At 62.1% G+C, this 20,272-nt stretch carries 8 protein-coding genes; 2 read left to right on the top strand and 6 right to left on the bottom strand.

Annotated features, from left to right (window positions below; translation table 11 throughout):
- Positions 1–69: 69 nt before the first annotated feature.
- Positions 70–6,567, top strand: coding sequence for an NEL-type E3 ubiquitin ligase domain-containing protein (locus tag E1K68_RS06315; protein WP_212613881.1), 6,498 nt, complete (start codon positions 70–72; stop codon positions 6,565–6,567).
- Positions 6,568–6,813: 246 nt separating this feature from the next.
- Here E1K68_RS06315 and E1K68_RS06310 read toward each other — a convergent pair whose 3' ends face one another.
- On the bottom strand, positions 6,814–8,232 hold the full coding sequence (locus E1K68_RS06310) for an amino acid permease (protein WP_003188898.1): 1,419 nt from the start codon (positions 8,230–8,232) through the stop codon (positions 6,814–6,816).
- 318 nt (positions 8,233–8,550) lie between these two features.
- Complete coding sequence (locus E1K68_RS06305) at positions 8,551–13,149, bottom strand: hypothetical protein (RefSeq protein WP_212613880.1); 4,599 nt, start codon at positions 13,147–13,149, stop codon at positions 8,551–8,553.
- A 288-nt stretch (positions 13,150–13,437) separates the two neighbouring features.
- On the opposite strand from E1K68_RS06305, the gene E1K68_RS06300 reads away from it, so the two are divergent.
- The gene (locus E1K68_RS06300; protein WP_212613879.1) at positions 13,438–16,524 is read left to right on the top strand and encodes a transglycosylase domain-containing protein; all 3,087 of its coding nucleotides are present in this window, start codon (positions 13,438–13,440) and stop codon (positions 16,522–16,524) included.
- Positions 16,525–16,575: 51 nt separating this feature from the next.
- Here the strand turns inward: E1K68_RS06300 and E1K68_RS06295 are convergent, their stop codons facing one another.
- Genes E1K68_RS06295 through E1K68_RS06280 form a run of 4 tightly spaced genes read right to left on the bottom strand, consistent with a single transcriptional unit; the run spans position 16,576 to position 20,262 of the window.
- Entirely contained in the window at positions 16,576–17,817 is a 1,242-nt protein-coding gene (locus tag E1K68_RS06295) for a hypothetical protein (protein ID WP_003188893.1), read from the bottom strand.
- 43 nt (positions 17,818–17,860) lie between these two features.
- Positions 17,861–18,343 carry a CS1 type fimbrial major subunit gene (locus tag E1K68_RS06290; RefSeq protein ID WP_003188892.1) on the bottom strand — a complete coding sequence of 161 codons (483 nt, stop codon included), beginning with the start codon at positions 18,341–18,343 and terminating at the stop codon, positions 17,861–17,863.
- Positions 18,344–18,348: 5 nt separating this feature from the next.
- Positions 18,349–19,107, bottom strand: coding sequence for a hypothetical protein (locus tag E1K68_RS06285; RefSeq protein ID WP_003188891.1), 759 nt, complete (start codon positions 19,105–19,107; stop codon positions 18,349–18,351).
- Positions 19,108–19,167: 60 nt separating this feature from the next.
- The gene (locus tag E1K68_RS06280) at positions 19,168–20,262 is read right to left on the bottom strand and encodes a hypothetical protein (protein WP_057711012.1); all 1,095 of its coding nucleotides are present in this window, start codon (positions 20,260–20,262) and stop codon (positions 19,168–19,170) included.
- Positions 20,263–20,272 lie beyond the last annotated feature (10 nt).

The following is a 20,272-nucleotide window of genomic DNA, read 5'->3' as shown; positions in this document are numbered from 1 at the left end:
TAGCGACGCCGCCGGACACCGGGATGGTTCCATTTGCCTTTGCACCCTACAGTCAAAGGAAATGGCGCCATGCCCACTCAGTTACGCCTCAACGGCTTATCCGGCAACCTGCAAGACAGCGAGTCCTGGAACCGGCAACAAGCCCTGGAGATGATCCGCCAGACCGTCACTCAAAGCCTGGCCAGCCTCACCCCGGAACAACAACGAACGTACCTAAGGCTGCAACGCGAGGCGCACGCCGCATTGACGGCGGTTGACAACGCAAACACCGCGTTGATCAATACCTTCAAGACTCAGGGCCTGGCACGCCTGCGCGAAAAGCTCGGCGGCCAGGACCCGGAAAAGGTCTTGCTGCACACCCGCTACTTGGAGCCGGTCACCCCGCCCCTGCCGTGGGAACCACGCAGCAGTAACGTCAACGATCAGCGCCAGGGGCGCTTTCGCCGCGCCTATGACGAATGGAAATACCGTCCTCATCTATCGACAATGTCCCTGTGGGAGGCCGCCTGCCTGAACTTCGGCTACGCCACCCAGACGCCTCAGACCTCCGGGCATACCTTCGTCGATGCCACCTACCTTTCCGGCAATGACGACCCAAGCCTGACTGTCGAAACCTTCGTCCAGATCACCCGCGAGCTGGACCTGGGAGGCGAACTGCAAGGCGTGCTCACCGCGCAACTGGGCAGCGGTGGCAGCCTGTACACCTTGCTGCGCACCAGCGCACGCGCCTGCCTGCGTTTCGAGGCCCTTGAGGCGTATCGAAACCGCAGCAGCAGCGGCCTGACCCTGGCCCTTTACCAGACGCTGACCCAGGCCATCGACAGCGACGAGCCCTATCCCTCAATCGAACGAATGGCGATGAGCAAACCCTCAGGCATATTTCCAGAGGTGACCCTTGCACCACCCGCCACCGCTGTGCCGCTGCCGCTGTTGCTGATTCCCGTGGGCAGCCTGGGGGTGGTTTCCTATTTCCCCTTCCGCCCCGAGGGAGCCCTGCGTTATCACCCCGATGCGAGCAGCGCCAATGCGCAGTTTGTGGCGCAACTCAAAGACAGTCATCGCAAGCACGACCTGGGATGGTTTGCTCGCCAGTTACCGCTGGTTGAACTCAACGAATTCAAGCGCCTGCTCCACGAGGAACAGCGCCCGCCAGGCTTGTCTGCCGCCGCTTCTTTCCTGTACGACAGCCTCCATTACCTGTTCCCGGAAAGCACCCTGAGCGACCTGCGCTTCAGTGCATTGCCCAAGCGCTCACGCCACGCTTCGCTGGTAAACACCTTGACCGGGTCGCTGGTTCAGCAGTTCCAGGCCAACCTGGCGACACTGGCTCAAAGCCGCGCAGACCGGGACGTGCAAGCTGTGATTGATGGCGCCGCAGCCATTGCCGCCGAAGTCCTGGAGCTATTGCTTACCCCCGTGCCGGGAGGCGTGACCGGCATGACCAGGATCATGCAGGTGGCAGTGTTCGGTAGCCTGGGCCACAGCATCATCCAAGGCGTGAACGAAGCGCTCAAGGGTGAGGCCGCCAACTTTGCCGCGGCCATGGGGGATGTCGCCGACCTGGCAGTCAACGGCCTGCTGACTTCCACCGCCGGCAGCATTCATCGCCGGCGCATGAACGCACTGCTCGACCATCTGGGCAACCCGCGCAAAGTGATACGCAGCGATGGCACTCACACGCTGTGGAAACCGGATATCAGCCCCTATGCAATCCTCGATCAGCACCTACTCGACGGCCAGGTAGCCAACACCCAAGGCATCTATTCGCTGCGGGAAAAACACTACGCATGGCTGCGGCACACCGAGCAAAAACATGTGGTGGAGGTTGGCTACGACAGCAGCCTCATGCGCTTCGTACTCAAGAATGATCATCGCGGCGGCTTCGCACCGCCCATCGTGTACGACCCACACTTGGGCGCGTGGACGCTGGACTTGAACAACGCACACACCCTGAGCAACGTACAGTTGGCCGAACGCATGTTGCCCAACGGCTCGACCGCCGTGCCCGCTCAAGCCATGGAGACTTTGCTGCGCAGCACAGCCACCACGCGCAGCACCCTGGATGCCATCTGGCAGGGCCAAGCCACGCCGGTCAACCTCGTCGAAGGGGTGCGCCGGTTGCAAGCCGACCGGGTGATCGAGCAGCTCATCACGCAGTTCCATCGCCGCGGACACATGCCGCCCCACGCCGACGGCGCGGTGTTGTGCCTGCTGACCCAATTGCCGGAATGGCCGACCGGCGCATTGATCAACGTGCACACTGCCGACGGCTCGTTGAGCGAAACCTACGGCGCCATTGAACAGCACGCCCCGGCGACCACACTCATCAGCCTCAAGCGCCGTGACGATGGCACTTACACCGGCCTCGATGGGCGCCCTGATACCGATGAGCAACTGCTTGGACTGATCCTGCGCCAGCAACCACCGGGCTCCGTACTGGGCAAAGCTGGCAGCCCGCATTTGACTACCGCCCAGCGCACTGCGCGCCTGCGCGTGCAGATCAGCGCCCTGGTCCAGACACGACGCCTGGACCTGTTCCAGGCCCTGACTCGTTATGCCGGCTATGCCAGGCATGAAGTGCCAGTGGGCCAAGCGGCGCGCGACTTGCTACCTATCAAGGTGGCGCAGCCGTTGGTAATCGTCACGCCGCTGCTGCGCAAACTCCATGAGCTGTACCCACCGCTCACCCCGGCCAACGTTGCGCAACTGCTGGAACACCAACCGCTCACCCCATCGCAACAAACACGTTTCCTGCACGACGCCAGCCTGCCCACCGCGACCCGGCAACTGCTGGAACAACACCGCACTGCCTTGCGCATCGACGCCGCCATCGACGGCCTGTACCACCCACGCCCGTTCAACCCGGACAACGATCAATGGGCCAGGGAGTTCGCCTCAAGCCTGCTGCGCAAGTGGTTCAACCGCCACTTCGTAGTGACCGAAATGGTCAATGGCACGCCGCCCAATCGCTATGTCTCCAGCAGCCCGGACGACACCACCGTGGAGCTGCTGCATTACGGCGAGGGCCGCTACGAGGCGTACGACATGCGCAATGCCGGCTCCATTGCGGTGTCGCCGGCCATCGACAGTTTCTACCTGGCAATCGGTTCGGTGTTGCAACCCCATGAACGCACCCGCCTGGGCATGAATGCCGACACCGACGCCAAGGGCTTGCGTAAAACCCTGGGGGACCTGATGAGCGCGCAACGCAGCCCCGAAGGCTATGTCAGCCTGCTCAACGGCTCCCTGGGTCAATACGAACAATCTCTGGTGTTGCCGGCTGAACTCCAGGCCAATGCCGAGGGCATCTATGCGTGGCAGGATCAACAACTGATCAGCCTCTACGGCTCGTTGTATCCGATCACGTTTGACGAACAACGGCTCAAATGGCGACTCAAGCACCCACAGAAAGTGGGGGTCGATACCCCGCTGCTCGAACATAACCGGCACGGCGCCTGGCGCTTGGCGAGCGAAGACCCGATGAGCTGGGATGATCACCGTTTGCTCTATCGTCTCGGGCCTGAAAACGCCCATGTCGACCAGCCCACCTCGGCGCGCATACTCGCCATTACCGACACGCCGGCCCGAGCCCTGCGCGAGGTGCACAGTGCCGGCCTGCCGCCTCCGCCGCTGCTGGAGGACACCACCAAGCGCGTAGGCATCGAGCGGCAGATTTTGCATTTCATCCAGGCGATGACCACCGCATCGGCCCGCCATAACGCCCGGCCTACCCTGCAGTTGATGCTGTTGAGTTTACTGCCTGGCTGGCCCGACAGCCATGCGTTGCAAGTGGTGGATAAACGCAATCAGGTGCTGGTCCAGTACCCCGCCAAGGTCAAGGCCCCCGTGCAAATCATTCGTGTATCCCAAGGCAATGCGCGTGGCACCACGCCGATTTACGATGCGGCGCTCAACGACACCTTGGTTCAAGCACTGTTGGGGGAGCTACCCGCCACCGTCGAAGAGCGCCAGTTCAAGCTGGCCAAACGCATCGCCGAATACGCCTATCGCGAAAGAGCCCAACTGTTCGAGCAGTTCTACGCGCAAAGCGAGCAGCCTGGCACGCTGCTGGAAACGCGCCTGAAACAGCATCATCCGCAACTGCCTGTGAGCGCCGTCCGAGCCATCCTCGGCCAGGCCACGATCAAGGAGCAACGCCAACTGCAGGACAAAAACCAGGTCGGCCTGCGCCTGGCTGAACAGGCGCGCCTGACCGCCCACGACCTGCGCTTGAACCGCGCCTACGAGGGCCTGTACCTGACCACTCTGATGAACCCCGACAGCGACACCATTACCTTGCATATGCTCAAGTCACTCAACGGCTGGCCTGCACAGTTGCGCCTGGACATCCACGAGGACACCGACACCGGGCGCCTGCTGGAAAGTGGCGGGCACCTCACCGGCACCGACCGCCGCGCCCTCATCCGGGTGGGTGGCCGTTATCGTGCCCTCGACCCGCAAGGCCGCACACTCAACGATCCAGCCGACAGCACTGGCGACCTGCTGAGCGCCATTGTCCTGCTGCTGTCACCCAGCGAATGTACAGCGTTGGGCATGGCCGATCGGTTCGACCTGGCCACACTGCAATCACGCGTTGCAGACCTGGCGCTGAACCAACGCGTGGCGATCAAGCGGTTGCTCGACCTGCCCGCGATACCGCCATGGTTGCAACCGCCGATGAAGGTGGACAGCTCATTCGTGGCCTATCCACTTTCACTGCAAAACCTCTGGCCGTTCCGTGGCCCGAGGACTGCGGACCTGGTGCGTAAGGTACAAAAACTCTATCCCAGCTTCAGCGTGGAACAGGCCGAGCTATTGATCGAATCACTGGACTTGTCGGCCCCCGCCACCCTGCTGGAACTGGAGCGCCGCGAAGCCGAATACGCCACCCTGGACCACGGCCTGACGCGCTGGGCCGAAACCCTGCAGCCCATCGACGACCCGGCCACCGATCCTATGGGGTTGAACCTGGGGCGGCGGCGCTACCTGGCCCAGCATATCCGCCAAGCCTGGCGCCATGAAACCCCTAGATCGCGCAGCTATGATTTCTTCCAACGCCATTTCTTACATCTGCAATTGGAAGACAACAATCTGCCCGATGCTGATTTCATCCTCGGCACTCGAGGCTTTGAACACATCGAAGACCTGCACATCTCGGGCAATACATTCCCGGCGACCGGCAATGCCTTCCTCAGCCGCTTTGCCAACCTGCGTCAACTGAACATCGACTGCCTGCTCAGCGAGTTACCAACGCAAATAACCGAGATGCGCCATCTGGAAGTACTCAACCTGGGCGGCAACCACATCACCCTGGACGCAGACGCACGCCAACGCCTGGCGCAAATGACCTCGCTGCGCGAATTGAACCTGAACGACAACCCTCTGGGCCTGGCACCGGATGTCAGCGCCATGGACCAGTTGCGCATCCTTAACCTGCGCAATACCCAGATCGACCAGTGGCCCTTGGGAGCCGACGACAGGCCCGTCCTGAACCGCCTGTTACTCCAGGAAAACCGCCTGACGACCTTGCCGAACACGCTGTTCCAGCCCGGACGCAGAGTTCAGGTGAACCTGGATATCCAGTTGCATGACAACCCACTGGATGCCGAGACCCTCGCCCGCATCGGAGCGCACGCCAACCGTACCGCCGCCCTGGGTGGCCCTCTGCCAGGCATCACCCACCAACCGCCCCGCGAAGCAGACTTTGCCAATTGGCTGAGTGGCGTACCGGTTGAGCAACATGTGCAGCGCCGCACCCTGTGGGACCAATTGCTGTCTATCGAAGAGCCCAGCCCGGATGATGCGTTCCGGGTACTGCGGGATTTGACCCAGGCGTATGCCTACAGCAATACATCGGCACGCCCCGCCTTGACTGAAAGGGTCTGGAAGCTGCTGGAGGCGATGGGCAACTCCACGCAGTTGCGTAACGAAGTCTTCCTTAACACCTATTTGGCCGGCACCTGCGGCGACGGTGCGTTGCTGACGTTCATCGACATGGAAATCACCCACCTGCGCCACATCGCCAAGGTGCAGCCCGCCACGCTGCAAGCCAGTCGTGATTTGATGGATTTGGCCAACCGCGTGTTTTTCTTGCGTGAGCTGGATCAATTCGCCGACGAGCACATATTGGCGCTGCGTGCCGCCGGAAAAGAACCGGACGATGTGGAAGTCAAACTACACCTACGCATCGCCCTGGCCGAGGAATTCAACTTGCCGATCGGGCCTGAGGAGATGCTGTACTCAGCAGAGCGATGGGTGAAGCCACAGGACATACGCCGCGCACGCCAGAAGCTGCAACGGCTAAAGGCCAGCGATGCGGCAATCAACGCGCTGATGACCGAGCCGTTCTGGATCGAGTTCATGGCCCGCCATTTACCCGAGCCCTTTGCAACGATCAGCGCCACGACGCGCCATAAGATCGAGAGGTTGAATCGGGAAGAGTCGGACCGACGCTCGGACCTTTATCTGGAGCGTCGCCAAGCCATCATCGATGAAGAAAAAGACGAGTTGGCGCGGCTGGTACGCCAACTGACCCTGGCTGTGCAGGCCGCAAAAACAACCTCCTGAAGGCCGAAACCGCCTGTCTTCCTGTAGGAGCGGGCTTGCCCGCGATAGCGGTGTGTCAGTCACTGAATCTTTAACTGAACCACCACATTCGCAGGCAAGCCAGCTCCCACACTGGTTATGTATGGCCCACAGGATCAACGCCTGGCACCGATCACCTGTGGGAGCGGGCTTGCCCGCGAAGGCGGTGTGTCAGCCACTGAATCTATGACTGAACTGCCGCTATCACAGGCAAGCCCGCTCCCACATTTAGACGGAGCGGCTCGCGCCGCTGTTGGCGACGGCGGGCTGCAACTTGAACGCGTAGTACAACACGGTCAACAACACCAGAAACGCAGGCCCTACATACAGCGCCACACGGGTCTCGGGGAAGTACGCCATCAGGCCCACCACCAGCACCAGGAACGCCAGCGCCAGGTAGGAGCTGACTGGGTACAGCCACATGCGGTACTTGAGGCCCGCTTGCTCGGCCGGGCTCAGGCCTTTGCGGAATTTGAGCTGAGCCAGCAGGATCATCAGCCAGGTCCAGATCGCGCCGAAGGTGGCGATGGAGGTCACCCACACGAACACCTGGTCCGGCACCAGGTAGTTGAGCAGTACGCCCAGCAACAAGGCAAAGATCGACAACAGCAACGCTTTGCGTGGCACGCCGTTACTGGAGGTGGTGCCGAACGTCGCCGGCGCCTGGCCGTTCTGCGCCAGGCTGTAGAGCATGCGCCCGGTGCTGAAGATGCCGCCGTTGCAGGACGACAACGCGGCGGTGATCACCACGAAGTTGATAATGCCCGCAGCGGTCTTGATGCCCAGGCGCTCGAAGGTCATCACGAACGGGCTACCCTGGGTGCCGATTTCATTCCATGGGTAGATCGACAGGATCACGAACAACGCGCCCACATAGAACAGCAGGATGCGCCAGAACACCGAGCCGATGGCACTGGGAATGGTCTTCTGCGGGTTGCGCGCTTCACCGGCGGTGAGGCCGATCATCTCCACGCCCAGGTAGGCGAACATCACCATCTGCAACGACATCAACACGCCCTGCACGCCGTTGGGCATGAAGCCGCCGTGGGTCCAGAGGTTGGAAATGCCCAGTGCCACGCCGTCATTGCCGAAGCCGAAGGCGATGATGCCTACGCCGCCGATCACCATCGCAATGATGGTGACGATCTTGATCAACGCGAACCAGAACTCGAACTCACCGAACGCCTTGACTGCGATGAGGTTGATGGTGCCCATGCTGATCAGCGCCGCCAGGGCCCAGATCCAGCGCGGCGTGTCGGGGAACCACACGCCCATGTACACCGCCACGGCGGTGATTTCCGCGACGCAGGTCACCAGCCACAGGAACCAGTAGTTCCAGCCGGTGAGAAAGCCAGCCAAGGGGCCCAGGTAGTCCTGGGCATAACGACTGAACGAACCGGCTACGGGGTTGTGCACCGCCATTTCACCGAGGGCGCGCATGATCACCAGGATCGCCAGGCCGCCAATGATGTACGAGAGCATGATGGCCGGGCCGGCCATTTCGATGGCCTTGGCCGAGCCCAGAAACAGGCCTACACCGATACAGGCGCCCAGGGCCATCAAGCGAATGTGGCGCTCGCCCAGTTCACGTTTGAGCGGGCCGCCTTGAGCGGTCTCGCCAGGGGGCAGTGGTTTGCCAACAGGCATAGGGATACAACCTCATTTTGTTATTGGATTTAGCCACCGAGTCTCAGGCGTATCAGCCGGTGGGCTCATACACCGGCCGGACCGGGCCTGCCTCGTGGGCAAACCCGCCTGGCGCGAATGCTCGGCCAGGACAGCGGGGCGTGCAGTATAAAAAGCTACCGATAGGGCTTTTCACTCAATAAACAGCAAAATTTGGCGATAAGCCCCGGAAAAATCGGCTTCGACGGATCGGGCTCCCGCTGTCTAGACCGGCCCTGCCAGGGCAAAACGGCGCAGAGTATTACATAACTTTCAAAACCCAGGCTTATCCAGCGCGCCTCAGTCCACGCTGAAAAACAGGCGCCGGGCCAGGCGTCGGGAAATGCTTGCACGCTCGATTTCCAGGGTTTGTCGCACGCGCCCGGTCTGGCCGGTGCGGATGCGCGCGAACGCCTGCGCCTCCACCTCGGCCTGGGCCTGGCGCCCCATTCGTTCCTGCTCGGGGCTCTTGAGGTGGGCGGCATTGTCTTTGTAGTGGTCGTCCGGCCCTACGCGGCTGTCGTAGTGAAAATGCGCGTAACACAGCGCCTGCCCGGTGTGCGTGTCCACGACGGCGTACACCTGCAAGAAGTCCCGTGACTTGCCTTTGATCGGCACGCGTGCACCCTGCCTCACAATGCGCACCTCGTTGAGTGTGTGCAAAAAATCCACATCTTCCGCGCTGCCCAACTTGAGCTTGCTGGCGTGCACGCGCGCCTGTACGCCGGCTGCATCCAGGCGCATCGCCGCCGCCCGAAGGTCGCTGGCCCGGACACGGGCGTTGGCCTGTTGCGTCGCCGCCAACCTCGACACGTCCAGCTGGCGCAGTTTGCTGTCGATATCGGCAGCGAGCATCCGCCGGCTGTTGGCCTGCGCCACGAGCAAGGCCTGCAGCGACTGCGGCTCACACTTGCCGGTCATGGCCTGCACGTTGTCGATGGCCTTGTCGACATCTGCCAGCAAGCGTTGCCCCTTGTTCATCAACGCCCCCAATTGCGGGTTGGCCACACGCGGCCTGGCCGGCGGTTCCAGCGGTTCCCATACACCGTCCTGCGCCTCGGTGAAGGTGGCAATCACAGTGCCTTTGTTATCCACCAGTTCCGCCGTGCCGGTGTCGCCGACCTGGGTCGGCGCCTTGATACGGGCGACGTACACATCACGGTTGCGGGTACGAATGATCTTTTTCTGTCGTGCACCCGTCGGCTGGGCTGGCTTAGCCGGCCTGGTGCCTGGTGGCGGTGCGAGCAGATCGGCCAGCGCTTGCTCCACATGCTGGTGCAGGCTGGCCAGCAAGCCTTGAAGTTTTTCCAGATTGGCCAAGTCGAAGGTGTCCGGGGCCATGGCGCGCCAGAAATGAATATGGTCATCGGTCGTGGCATAGACATGGCTGAAGCTCTTGAGCAGTTCGACCCGCTCTTCACGGGTGGCGGACATGTTTTCCAGCTCGGCCAGGGAGCGACTGGCCCAGCGGGCACGATTGATCACTTGGTTAAAGCTGTCGAAAAACTCTTCCTCCAAGGGCGGGCCCTCGAGATTGATGGTGATGCCCCACAAGGTGATCAGTTGCAAGGCTTGCAGGTCGAGGATCGATGGGCGCGCCGGTACATCCGCCGCCAGCGCACGCGCCTTGTTACGCCCCAGGCGTGGCACCGCTTGCAGTTGGTCCAGGTAGGTGCGCTCCAGGGTACGCCAATGGATGGCAGACTCTTCGGCGTCGACCTGTTCACGCATGCGCAGGTCAAGGTCGGCGTGGGCCTGACGGTTGAGGTCGGAGCCGGCTTCGTCTTCGCTCTCGTTCTCCAGCACCTCCAGCAGCGGCTTGATGCGATCATTGATCTGCGCCATCTGTTCACGCATGTGCACATCCAGCAAACGCAGGCTCAAAATCAGCGACTCAAGGACTTCACACAGCTCCTGCTCATAATGGGGGCGTGGCTTGATTTCACGCATGCGCATCAGCAATTGCAGTTCCTCTTGGGAACATTGCACCTTGTTTTGCAGTTCCTTGCGGTAACGCTCGCGCAACGTGGCCCGTTGCTCCTCGCTGATCTTGCTGGTTGTCTCCCGCGCCAGATGGCGTGCCACTTCCATCGTCGCGTTGGCCCTTGCCCGCCTGCGACCTGCCTCGCGGTATTGCTGCTCCAGGCTCGACAGCGACGCCTCGCCGGCCTTCAACTTGGCGTCGACGGCGGCGTCGGCATTGCCGCCCGCCAGACGCAACTGCCCATCGAAATCCCATTGCCCTTCGCCCAAGGGTTTCAACCAGGGCCCCAGGGTGCTGCCATCGGCGCTGACTACCCGCACCGCACCGGCTTTGACCGTAACGCGGTACAGCTGCCCGCGTATCAGCGCCTGCCACTGCGCCGGGGTGTGCGACGTGTCGCGCAGCAGGCCACGCTGCGGGCCGCTGTGCTCGGCCCCGGCCCATAAGCCGGAGAAAGCCCGGAGACTGAGGCCGCGCGCCCGTGCGATCTGTGCGGCATTCAGATTGCCACGAGCGTTGGCCCAGCCGGTCGGCGCGGTGAAGCGCATGGGCGCTGGCACCTGCGTCGGCACCGGCGGGCTGGGTTCAGGCCGCGCCAGCGAGGCAAACACCGGCGCCTCCAACTGCAGAGGCCAAAGAGTGTCGTGGGGCGTCGCCTGATGCGCGAGGATCACCATGAGGTTGGTCAACACATCCATCACCGCCGCGCTCTTGGCCTGCGGATCGTCGCTGGCCAGGCGCTGGATATCGTTCTGCAAGCTCTCCACCAGTTGCAGCAGCCACCCGCCAAGCATCAATGGCTCGCCGGCAAACGGCAGCACGGCACCGAACAGCAACCAGCCGGCCTGCTTCAACTGGGCCCAGCGTTGCTCGACATTCGACACCGATTGCCGGTCGGCCAGTGCCACCAGTGCCCTGGCGGTGCCGTGGAAAATCAGGCTGGCGGGATCCTCGGTGCTCAGTTGCTTGCTGAGTTGCACCGGTGCAGGTTTTTCATAGGCGGTGAATTCATCGCCAGGCAGGAAATGGCGGATATGCGGTTCGTTAAAACCACCGTGGGCATACACCGCTTGCCGAGCCGGGGCCAGCCACGCCAGTACCTGCTCCTGCAAGGCACCCGAGGCCTTGATCGCGTCAAGCAGTGCCTCGATGGAGGTAAACGCCTGCAACGTCGGCGTCAGCAAAGGTCGGTACAACAGGTGTACGCCAACGCTCTTATCCCGAGGCCCGATGATGAACTGGTTGGTCACCTCGTCCGTCACCGCACCGGGCGCGGCCTTGAACGCCAGCGGCCACACGGCCATGGCCTGGCCTTGCACCTTGCGTTCAGCAGCCGAGGCTTGCAACGCGGCGTGCACACATTGAAAGCCGGCTTCGGTCAGGCCCTGTTCGGCCTTGATCTTCAACGCCAGCGCCAGCATCGGCAGTTGAACCCGCAACTGGGCCTGGAACAACTGCAAACGGCGCGCCGACTCTTGCGGGTCATCCAGCAGCTTTTCCTTCAGCATGTCCGGGTAGGCCTGGCCCACGTCGGCCTTGGTCACACAGCGTTGGAGCAGGCTGTAGGTCAGCCACTTGGGAGCTTTGGCGCCCTTGAGAGTGATGTCGCTGGCGGTGTGGGGAACGCCGGCCAGGTTTTCCAGGGCCAACTCGGTCAAGGTCAGGGTGACCGGGTCTACTTCCCCGGCGATAAAGCCTCCCGGCACCGGGACGGCGGCGGCAACGACCCGATTGAATGTCAGTTGGATATCTTGCGCGCGCAGCTTCTGGGCAGCGGGCTCAGTGCGCAGACAGGTTTGCAAGGCGTTGTCGGCAAACTGCCGGATCGAGCCAATGCCGTCCAGAAAGTGCTGGCCGTTGCTGCGCTGGCGGGCCAGCACCAGGTTCTGGAGCAGGCGCGCATAGGCGATGCTGTCGGTATCGTCGGCCTGGACAAGCCAGTTTGGCATTGCGCTGCGCAGGGTCTGTTGCAAGGGAGCCAGGCTGGCAACGAACCAGCGACGTGGGTCGGTGATATGGTCCAACAGCCTCTGGTGCTGCCCCGGCAACAGGGGTTGGTGGCGGTCGATGCTGTCGATGTCGCGTAACTGCTGCGCCAGGTAACTGGCCGCCAGGGCGTCGAAGGGATCGCCCTCAACGTCCTGGGCAAACCATTGGCCTACCGCACCATAGGCCGGTAATAGCGCGGCGACGTCGTCCAGGCGGGCTAGCGGGTGGATACCACTGGCGGGGCTGAACATCAGGGTTTGTTGCCCATGGCTGAGCACCAGCACGGGCAGCATCTGCGGCCCATCCCGGCCTGGCTGGTACAGGGCACGAACGCGCAGGGCGTCACCATGAGCATTCCATTGTCGATCCGGCCGCACAGGGTGCAGCAGGTGCCTGGGGAACAGCGTGGCAAATTGCGCCTCGCTCAGGCCAGGGGGTTTGGGTGAGTCGTAGAGCAAGGCCAGCAGGTCGTCCGAGAGGTAACCCCAGCGCGTCATGTCCACCGGCAATGCTTCACGCCACCAGGCTTGCAGGCGTTGCGCATAGGCGCCGAGCAAGAGCGCGCCGCAGCGGTTGATCAGCGGCTCGAGTTGCGCAAGGGTCGGCCCGCCCGGCTCGAAGATCTCTCGACGCCGCTGCACGACCTTATGAAAGTCCGGCACCAGCAGCGTGGGTTTCGCGCTGGCGAGCCGCTGCACCACACGTTCGGCCAGGGACTGGTAAGCCAGCGTGCCGTCGCTGTCATTGGCGGTGCCGATGTAGATCAGGCCGGCTTGCCATATGCCGGTACCCAGGTGCTGGTCCAAGTAAGCCTGGGCGCTGTCTTGCGCGACTAACGGCAATGAGGGCGGTTCGCCAAACAGGGTTTCGATTTGCTCGAGGGTGGTTTGGCGGGGTGAGTCTGCTGAGGTATCGGGAGGTGTCATGAGGGGCTCGGTATGCGGTTAAACCGCAGACGCTACTGGCTGGTGCAGAACTGGCGGCTGTAAACAGTTAGCGCTGCTTGGGGCAACCCCAAATGCCTGCCCTTCGTAGGAGCGAGCTTGCTCGCGAAAAACTCACAGGCGCCGCGCTCATTCAGGAAGCACTCGTTATCGTTGACGGTTTTCGCGAGCAAGCTCGCTCCTACATTTGGATTTGTCCCCTCCTGACCGACAAACTGCGTCTACGCTTCAGACAAGTCCGATCAATCTGTAGGAATGGATCAATCGACTATGGGCGCTCTGCAGCACACTGATCCCCCCCAGGCTGACCTCGACCCCGACAGCCCGTCACCAGCGCCTTTGCCGAAAAAAACCAGACCCTGGCGTCGCGTGGGCTGGTTGATTGCGTTGATGGCCTTGATCGCTCTGGGTTTCGCCGCGCACCGGGAGGCGCAGACCTCACGCTGGCAGGCTCGTATATTCAGCGAGTGGGCGGCGAAGCTGACCTACCGGGTGGCCCCCGGCGCCAGCGATGCACTGGTGTACCCCGGCGCGGGCCCCTTCGATCAGCGCCTGGGCTACAGCGCACTGGGCGAGTTCCTGCCGCGTTTGCTCAAGCGCAACTACATGATCGAGTCCCAGGCGCGCTTTTCCAAGGCGTTAATGGACTACAGCCGTCACGGCTTGTTTATCCCCTACGCTGAGAAGATCCAGGCCGGCTTGACCATAACCGATTGCCGCGCGGCGCCGCTGTATCAATTCAACTACCCGACCCAGCTGTACGCCCGCTTCGATGACATTCCGCCGCTGATGATCCACAGCCTGCTGTTTATCGAAAACCGTGCACTGCTCGATCCCGAACCGGCGCAAGCCAACCCCGCCGTGGACTGGCCGCGCTTCGCCAAAGCTGCTTGGTCGCAAGTGGCGCGCCAGTTGCACCTGCCGGGGCAAGCGGCAGGCGGCAGCACCCTGGCCACCCAGCTGGAAAAGTACCGCCACTCGCCCGACGGCCTGACCCTGTCGGGCAGCGAGAAAATCCGCCAGATGCTCTCCGCCAGCGTGCGCGCTTACCAGCATGGCCCCGATACGCTTGCGGCGCGGCGCAACATAGTGCGTGATTACCTCAACAGCGTGCCCCTGTCGGCCGTGCCGGGCCACGGCGAAGTGCATGGCATGGCCGAAGGGTTGCGGGTGTGGTACGGCGCCGATTTCGCCCAGGTCAACCGCGCGCTTCAGGATACCGCCACCACACCGGCCAGCCTGGCGGCACGGGGCTTGGCATTACGTGAGGTGTTGTCGTTGATGATCGCCCAGCGCCGCCCTTCCCATTACCTGGCCAACGGTCGCGACGAACTCAAGCAACTCACCGACAGCCACCTGCGGCTGCTGGCGCAGAACGTGGTAATCGACCCGACGTTGCTCAAGGCTGCACTGGCCGCGCGCGTCACTTATCGCGACTGGCTGCAGCAGCCCACACTGCAACCGATCGACAGCAACAAAGGCGTCAGCGTAGCCCGCAGCCGCCTGGCGGCCCTGCTCAACCGGCCGCTGTACGATCTCGACCGCCTTGACCTCGCGGCCACCAGCACCTTGCAGGCCGAACTGCAAAACCAGGTGACCGGTTACCTCAAGCAACTGGCCGACCCGGCATTCGCGGGCAACATCGGCCTGCTCGGCGAACGCCTGCTGACGCCCGCCAGCACGCCGCAAGTGCGCTACAGTTTTACCCTGTTCGAACGCACCGCCGACGGCTCACGGGTGCGGGTGCAAACCGACAACACCGACCAGCCCTTCGATATCAACGAAGGCAGCAAGCTGGAACTGGGTTCCACCGCCAAGTTGCGGGTGCTCACCACTTACTTGCAAATCATCAGCGAACTGCATGATCGCTACGCCACACAAACCCCAGCAGCGTTGAAAAAGGCCGACATCGCCGAGCAAGACCGGCTCAGTCGCTGGGCCGTCGATTACTTGCTGCAGGCTTCGGACAAATCCCTGGCGACCATGCTTGAGGCCGCCCTGGACCGCACCTATTCGGCCAGCCCCAACGAAGGGTTTTTCACCGGCGGCGGGATGCATTATTTCCATAATTTTCGCAACGAAGACAACGGCCGCAGCCCCACATTGCGTGACGCGCTGCGCGAGTCGATCAACCTGCCGTTCATTCGCCTCATGCGCGACCTGACGCGCTACGTCACCTATGCCGGCGCCAACAACAGTGCGCAATTGCTCAAGGATGACGGCGACCCGCGCCGCCAGGAATACCTGGCCCGGTTTGCCGACCGCGAAGGCACCACCTTCCTGCTCAAGTTCTGGAAGAAGTACCAGAAAAAAGACACCCAGGCGCGCCTGGAAACCTTCCTCGACAGCCTGCACCCCACCGCGATTCGCTTGGCGGCCGTACATCGCTACCTGTTTCCTGAAGCAAACCAGGACACCTTCAACCGCTTCGTGCGCTCCCACCTGACCGGCGTAAAAACCACCGCAGCCCTCAGCGACGAGCGCCTGCAACGCCTGTACAAGGACTACGGCCCCGGCACCTACGACCTGCCCGACCAAGGCTATATCGCCAAGGTCCACCCCCTGGACCTGTGGTTGCTCGGTTACCTGCTCAACCACCCGCAGGCCACCTTCAGCGAAGTGGTCAAGGCCAGCCAGTTCGAACGCCAGGAGGTGTACAGCTGGCTGTTCAAGAGCCGTCATCAAGGCGCGCGCGACAGCCGTATCCGCACCATGCTCGAAGTCGAAGCCTTCCTGGATATTCATCAGCGCTGGCAAGCGGTGGGGTATCCGTTCGATCACCTGGTACCGTCGCTGGCTACCGCCATCGGCAGTTCGGGAGACCGCCCCGCCGCGCTCGCGGAACTGATGGGCATCATCCTCAACGACGGCGTGCGCGGCAAAGTGCTGCGCATCGACAGCCTGCACTTTGCCGCCGGCACCCCTTACGACACCCGTGTGGTCAACACGCCCGACCCCGGCAAACGGGTGATGCCGTCCGAAGTTGCCAGCGCCTTGCGCGGGGCGTTGTCGCGAGTGGTGGACGCTGGCACGGCCAAACGCGTGTCGGGCAGTTTCACCCAGGCCGACGGCACGCCAATGGCCATGGGCGGCAAGACCGGCACGGGCGATAACCGCATCCAGGCAATGGGTGCCGGTGGGCGCTTGATCAGTTCCAAGGCGATCAACCGCACCGCCACTTTTGTGTTTTTTATCGGCGACCACCACTTCGGCACACTCACCGCCTTTGTGCCCGGCAGTTCGGCGCAAGGCTTCAAATTCACCTCGGCGTTGCCGGTGCAAGTGCTCAAAGGCATGGCGCCGTTGTTGATGCCTTATCTGCAAGGGTCGGGTGAGGTGATGTGTGGTGGTTCCTGATTGGGTGGCGTGCCAGCCACTGAGTCGTTGGCCGCCCAACCGCTTTCAAACCTAGACCTCCGAATCCCAGATCACCGTGACCACGCCCGTGTAGGTGCTACCGGGCTGCTTGAGCATTTCCTTCACGTCGTCCCGCTCCACGGTAAAGTGCAGGCTCGCGGGGCGGTTGTTGACGTAATAGCCGGGTTGGAACAGCTCGGTGCCGCTGCCGTCCAGGCGCAAGGGCAGCTTGTTCACGGCCTGGCCGTACTGGTCTTGCAAGCCATAAGGCAAGGTCACCCCGACCTGCAGCGGCACCTCGTCGCCCGCGCCGTTGCGCAGACCGCAGGTGTTGCCGATGGCCAGGCTGCATTCGAGCTGCATCTTGAAACGTCCGCTGGCGGAGATGACGAAGGTCTGGTCACGGAACAGTTTCGACGGTTGTCGCCCGCGATTGAGCCAGGCTTGCCAGCCGCCCTCGGGCAGCAGTTCAACGCGGTTGCCTCCCGGTGGCAGGTCGACCTTGAGGTTGTGCTCCACCGACAGGGTGAAGTTGAAAGTCAGCGTATTGTCGTTGGGCATCATCACATCGCCGAGATCAAAATCCCCTCCTGGGCCGATGCTGTAACTGACCGAACCGCGGTATTCACCGCTGGCCATGCCCAATGGATTCGGGGTCTTGAGTTCATAGCCATACTCGACGGGGTTATAGACCATCTGCGGAATCGGCGAGGTGGGGACCACGTTGCAAGCCCCTGCATTTTCAGGAATGGTCCAGAAGTAGAGTAAAAAAGTGCTGGACGCCGCGATATACCTGACCCCCTGACACGGTGCTGCACCATAACGCCAGTAATAATCCCAGGAGCCATTTCTGGCCCAAACGCCCACTCTGGCGCCACCGCCCAGGCTCCATCGGCCACCGAAGCCGGCGATGCGCATCTGTACCGTTTCAACCTGACCCGTGGCGATATGGGTCACCTGCACATCGCGCCAGGAGGACGGTACCTTGAAATACGCGCCCTTGCGCGGGTCTTCATGGTCCGCCTCGATTTGCGCGTTCGAGTTGAACACCAATTCGTTGGTACGAATACTGAAGGTGTTGAGTGACTCGCACAGCGCCGGCACATGCCAGGCACAGATGCCACTGTGGGGGGTGGTGTTCTGGAATTTATTGACCATCGGGTTGGTCGGGTCAGGGCGAAACACCGCCGAGATGTTTTGCTCCAGCGCCTGCACCGGCAGGCTCGCCCAGCTGAGGCCCAGCGCCAGCGCACAAGGCCCCAGCCATTTTTTTGTAACGGTGAACAGTCGCATAATCGCTCCGTATCGCGGGCCCACAAGGTTTCACTCGCCAGGCTTATGGCGCGGGAAAATCGAACATCAAGTGCACCGTGCCGTAATACTCGCCACCGCGGTAACCGTCAGGTGGTTCGATAGCGGCAATCTCCAGTTCGGCGCGGCGCCCCGGGCGCGCCTCCTCGGCACTGAGTACCTGCGTGGCATCCAGGGTCAACGGCACCCGATTGAACAACACCTGCAACTCGATACGGTTGCGCCCGCTCAGCAAGTACGGGGTGTCGCCCAGGCGGGCGGTCACGCCACCGTTGATGTTCTTGACGTCGAAGTTCTTGCGCAGGCGGCCAAGCCGCGCCGTCGCCAGGTCCCACGCCAGCACTTGGTCATGCCCCATCCAATCCGGCTCGGAGGGCAGTACATAGGCTTCTTCGATCGGGATGGTCACCGACACATCGAAGCTGTGGCGTTCCTGGAACGCCTGCGCCGGCTCGCCCAGGAACACAGGGGTCATCAGTACCGCCAGTGCCGTCAGTTGCTTGAACATTGTCATCACCCGTTGCTGTTGACCGTCATCGGTTTTTTGTCGCGGCCTTCGATCAGCTGGAAACTGAACTGGCGCTCGGGCTTTTTCTCGAACACCAGCTGACGGCCGGGCAGGATGTGGTGCTTGGTGGTGGCTTCACAGTCGGTTTTCTTCGCCACCGAACAGTCCCGGAACTCATCGAGCACCACCACGCTGTTGCCGGCATTGCGCAAGGTGTACTGGCTGGTGGTCTGGCTGATCTGCGTGTCGAAACGGGTGTTCTGTGGGCGCACGAAAAACACCGTGCCATAACCGGCCATGACGTTGACCCCGGCGGCCAGCGCGTCCTTGTACTCGGCCCGCTCTTCATCGGTGACAGCAAAGTCGTCTTCTTTTTCCGGCACCACCGGGATGAAGCGCACACGGAAGTAACGTTCCGTGTCGCGCTGGCCCATGTACAGCAAGCGGGTGCCCTGACGCCCGCCCGCCGGCACGATCAGCCGCGCCGGGCTGGCCATCAGGCCGTCACGGTTGGTGGCGCCGCCCTTGGCGTCAGTCATCGAAGTAATCGGCACTTCCTTGGAGGTGCCGTCGGCGTTGTAGACGATTTCCAGCACATTGACCTTGATGAATGCGGTACTGGTGCCGCCGTTATAGACACGCTTGAGGTAGGAACTGCGATCGCCCTCCAGGTAGTCGTACACCACCCCCACGTTGATCGCCGGCCCCGCCTGAGCGGACAACGACAACAGCACCAGCCCGACCGATAACACTGCTTGTTTCATGTTTGATTACGCCTCATTGATTGAACCCAGCCCAGCGGCTGATGTGCGGTAGATGCCTGCCTAGACTTCCGAATCCCAGATCACCGTGACCACGCCGGTGTAGGTGCTGCCCGGTTGTTTGAGCATTTCCTTCACGTCGTCTCGCTCCACGGCAAAGTGCAGGCTGGCGGGGCGGCTGTTCACGTAGTGGCCGGGCTGAAACAGCTCAGTGCCGGAACCGTCCAGGCGCAAGGGCAGCTTGCTCACGGCCTGGCCGTACTGGTCGCGCAAGCCAAATGGCAGGGTCACGCCGACCTGCAGCGGCACCTCGTCGCCGTCCCCGTTGCGCAGCCCGCAGGTGTTGCCGATGGCCAGGCTGCACTCGAGCTGCATCTTGAAACGGGTACTGGCCGAGATGACGAAGGTCTGGTCGCGGAACAGCTTCGAAGGTTGCCGCCCGCGATTGAGCCAGGCTTGCCAGCCGCCTTCGGGCAACAGCTCGATACGGTTGCCTCCGGGGGGCAGGTCAACCTTGAGGTTGTGCTCCACTCGAAGGTCGAAGTTGAAGGTCAGCACATCATCGTTTGGCCGGTAAATGTCACCAAAATCGAAATCCTGGTGCGGCCCGACCCCGTAAGTAATCGACCCTCTGTATTGCCCAGCATCCATGTCCAGGGGGTTAGGTGTCCTCAGTTCATATGTGTACTCAAGCATGCTGAAACTGGAGGAGGGAACATTGAACGGCGTCACTAGATTGCACGCACCGCCACCTTCCGGTATCAGCCAGAACCACAGCCGCAACGTGGGGGCCGCCGCCCACATGCCGGTGTATTGGCAGGGGGAAGGTGGATGCGTCCAGTTGGCGGGTAATGAACTCCACGCATGCACGCCCGGAGGGTTGGTTGTATTGAAACGGCTGCCAATACCCGAGATACGCATCTCGACGGTTTTGCGGTCGCCCTTGGGTGATATCACCTCGAAACTGCGCCACTCGGAGGGGACCTTGAACATCAAGCCTTGACGCGGATCCGCATGGTTGGCCTCTATCGGGCCGGTGGCGACAAAGTTGATATCCCAGGTGCGGATACTGAAAATCCCCAATGCTTCACACCGTGCCGGCATATGCCCAGGGCATACCCCGCTCTGCGGGGTGGTATTGGTGAACCTGTTCACCATGGGATTGCTA

Source organism: Pseudomonas sp. B2021 (assembly GCF_018135665.1).
Classification (GTDB): Bacteria; Pseudomonadota; Gammaproteobacteria; order Pseudomonadales; family Pseudomonadaceae; genus Aquipseudomonas; species Aquipseudomonas lactis.
This window is presented reverse-complemented; position numbering and strand designations above follow the sequence as displayed.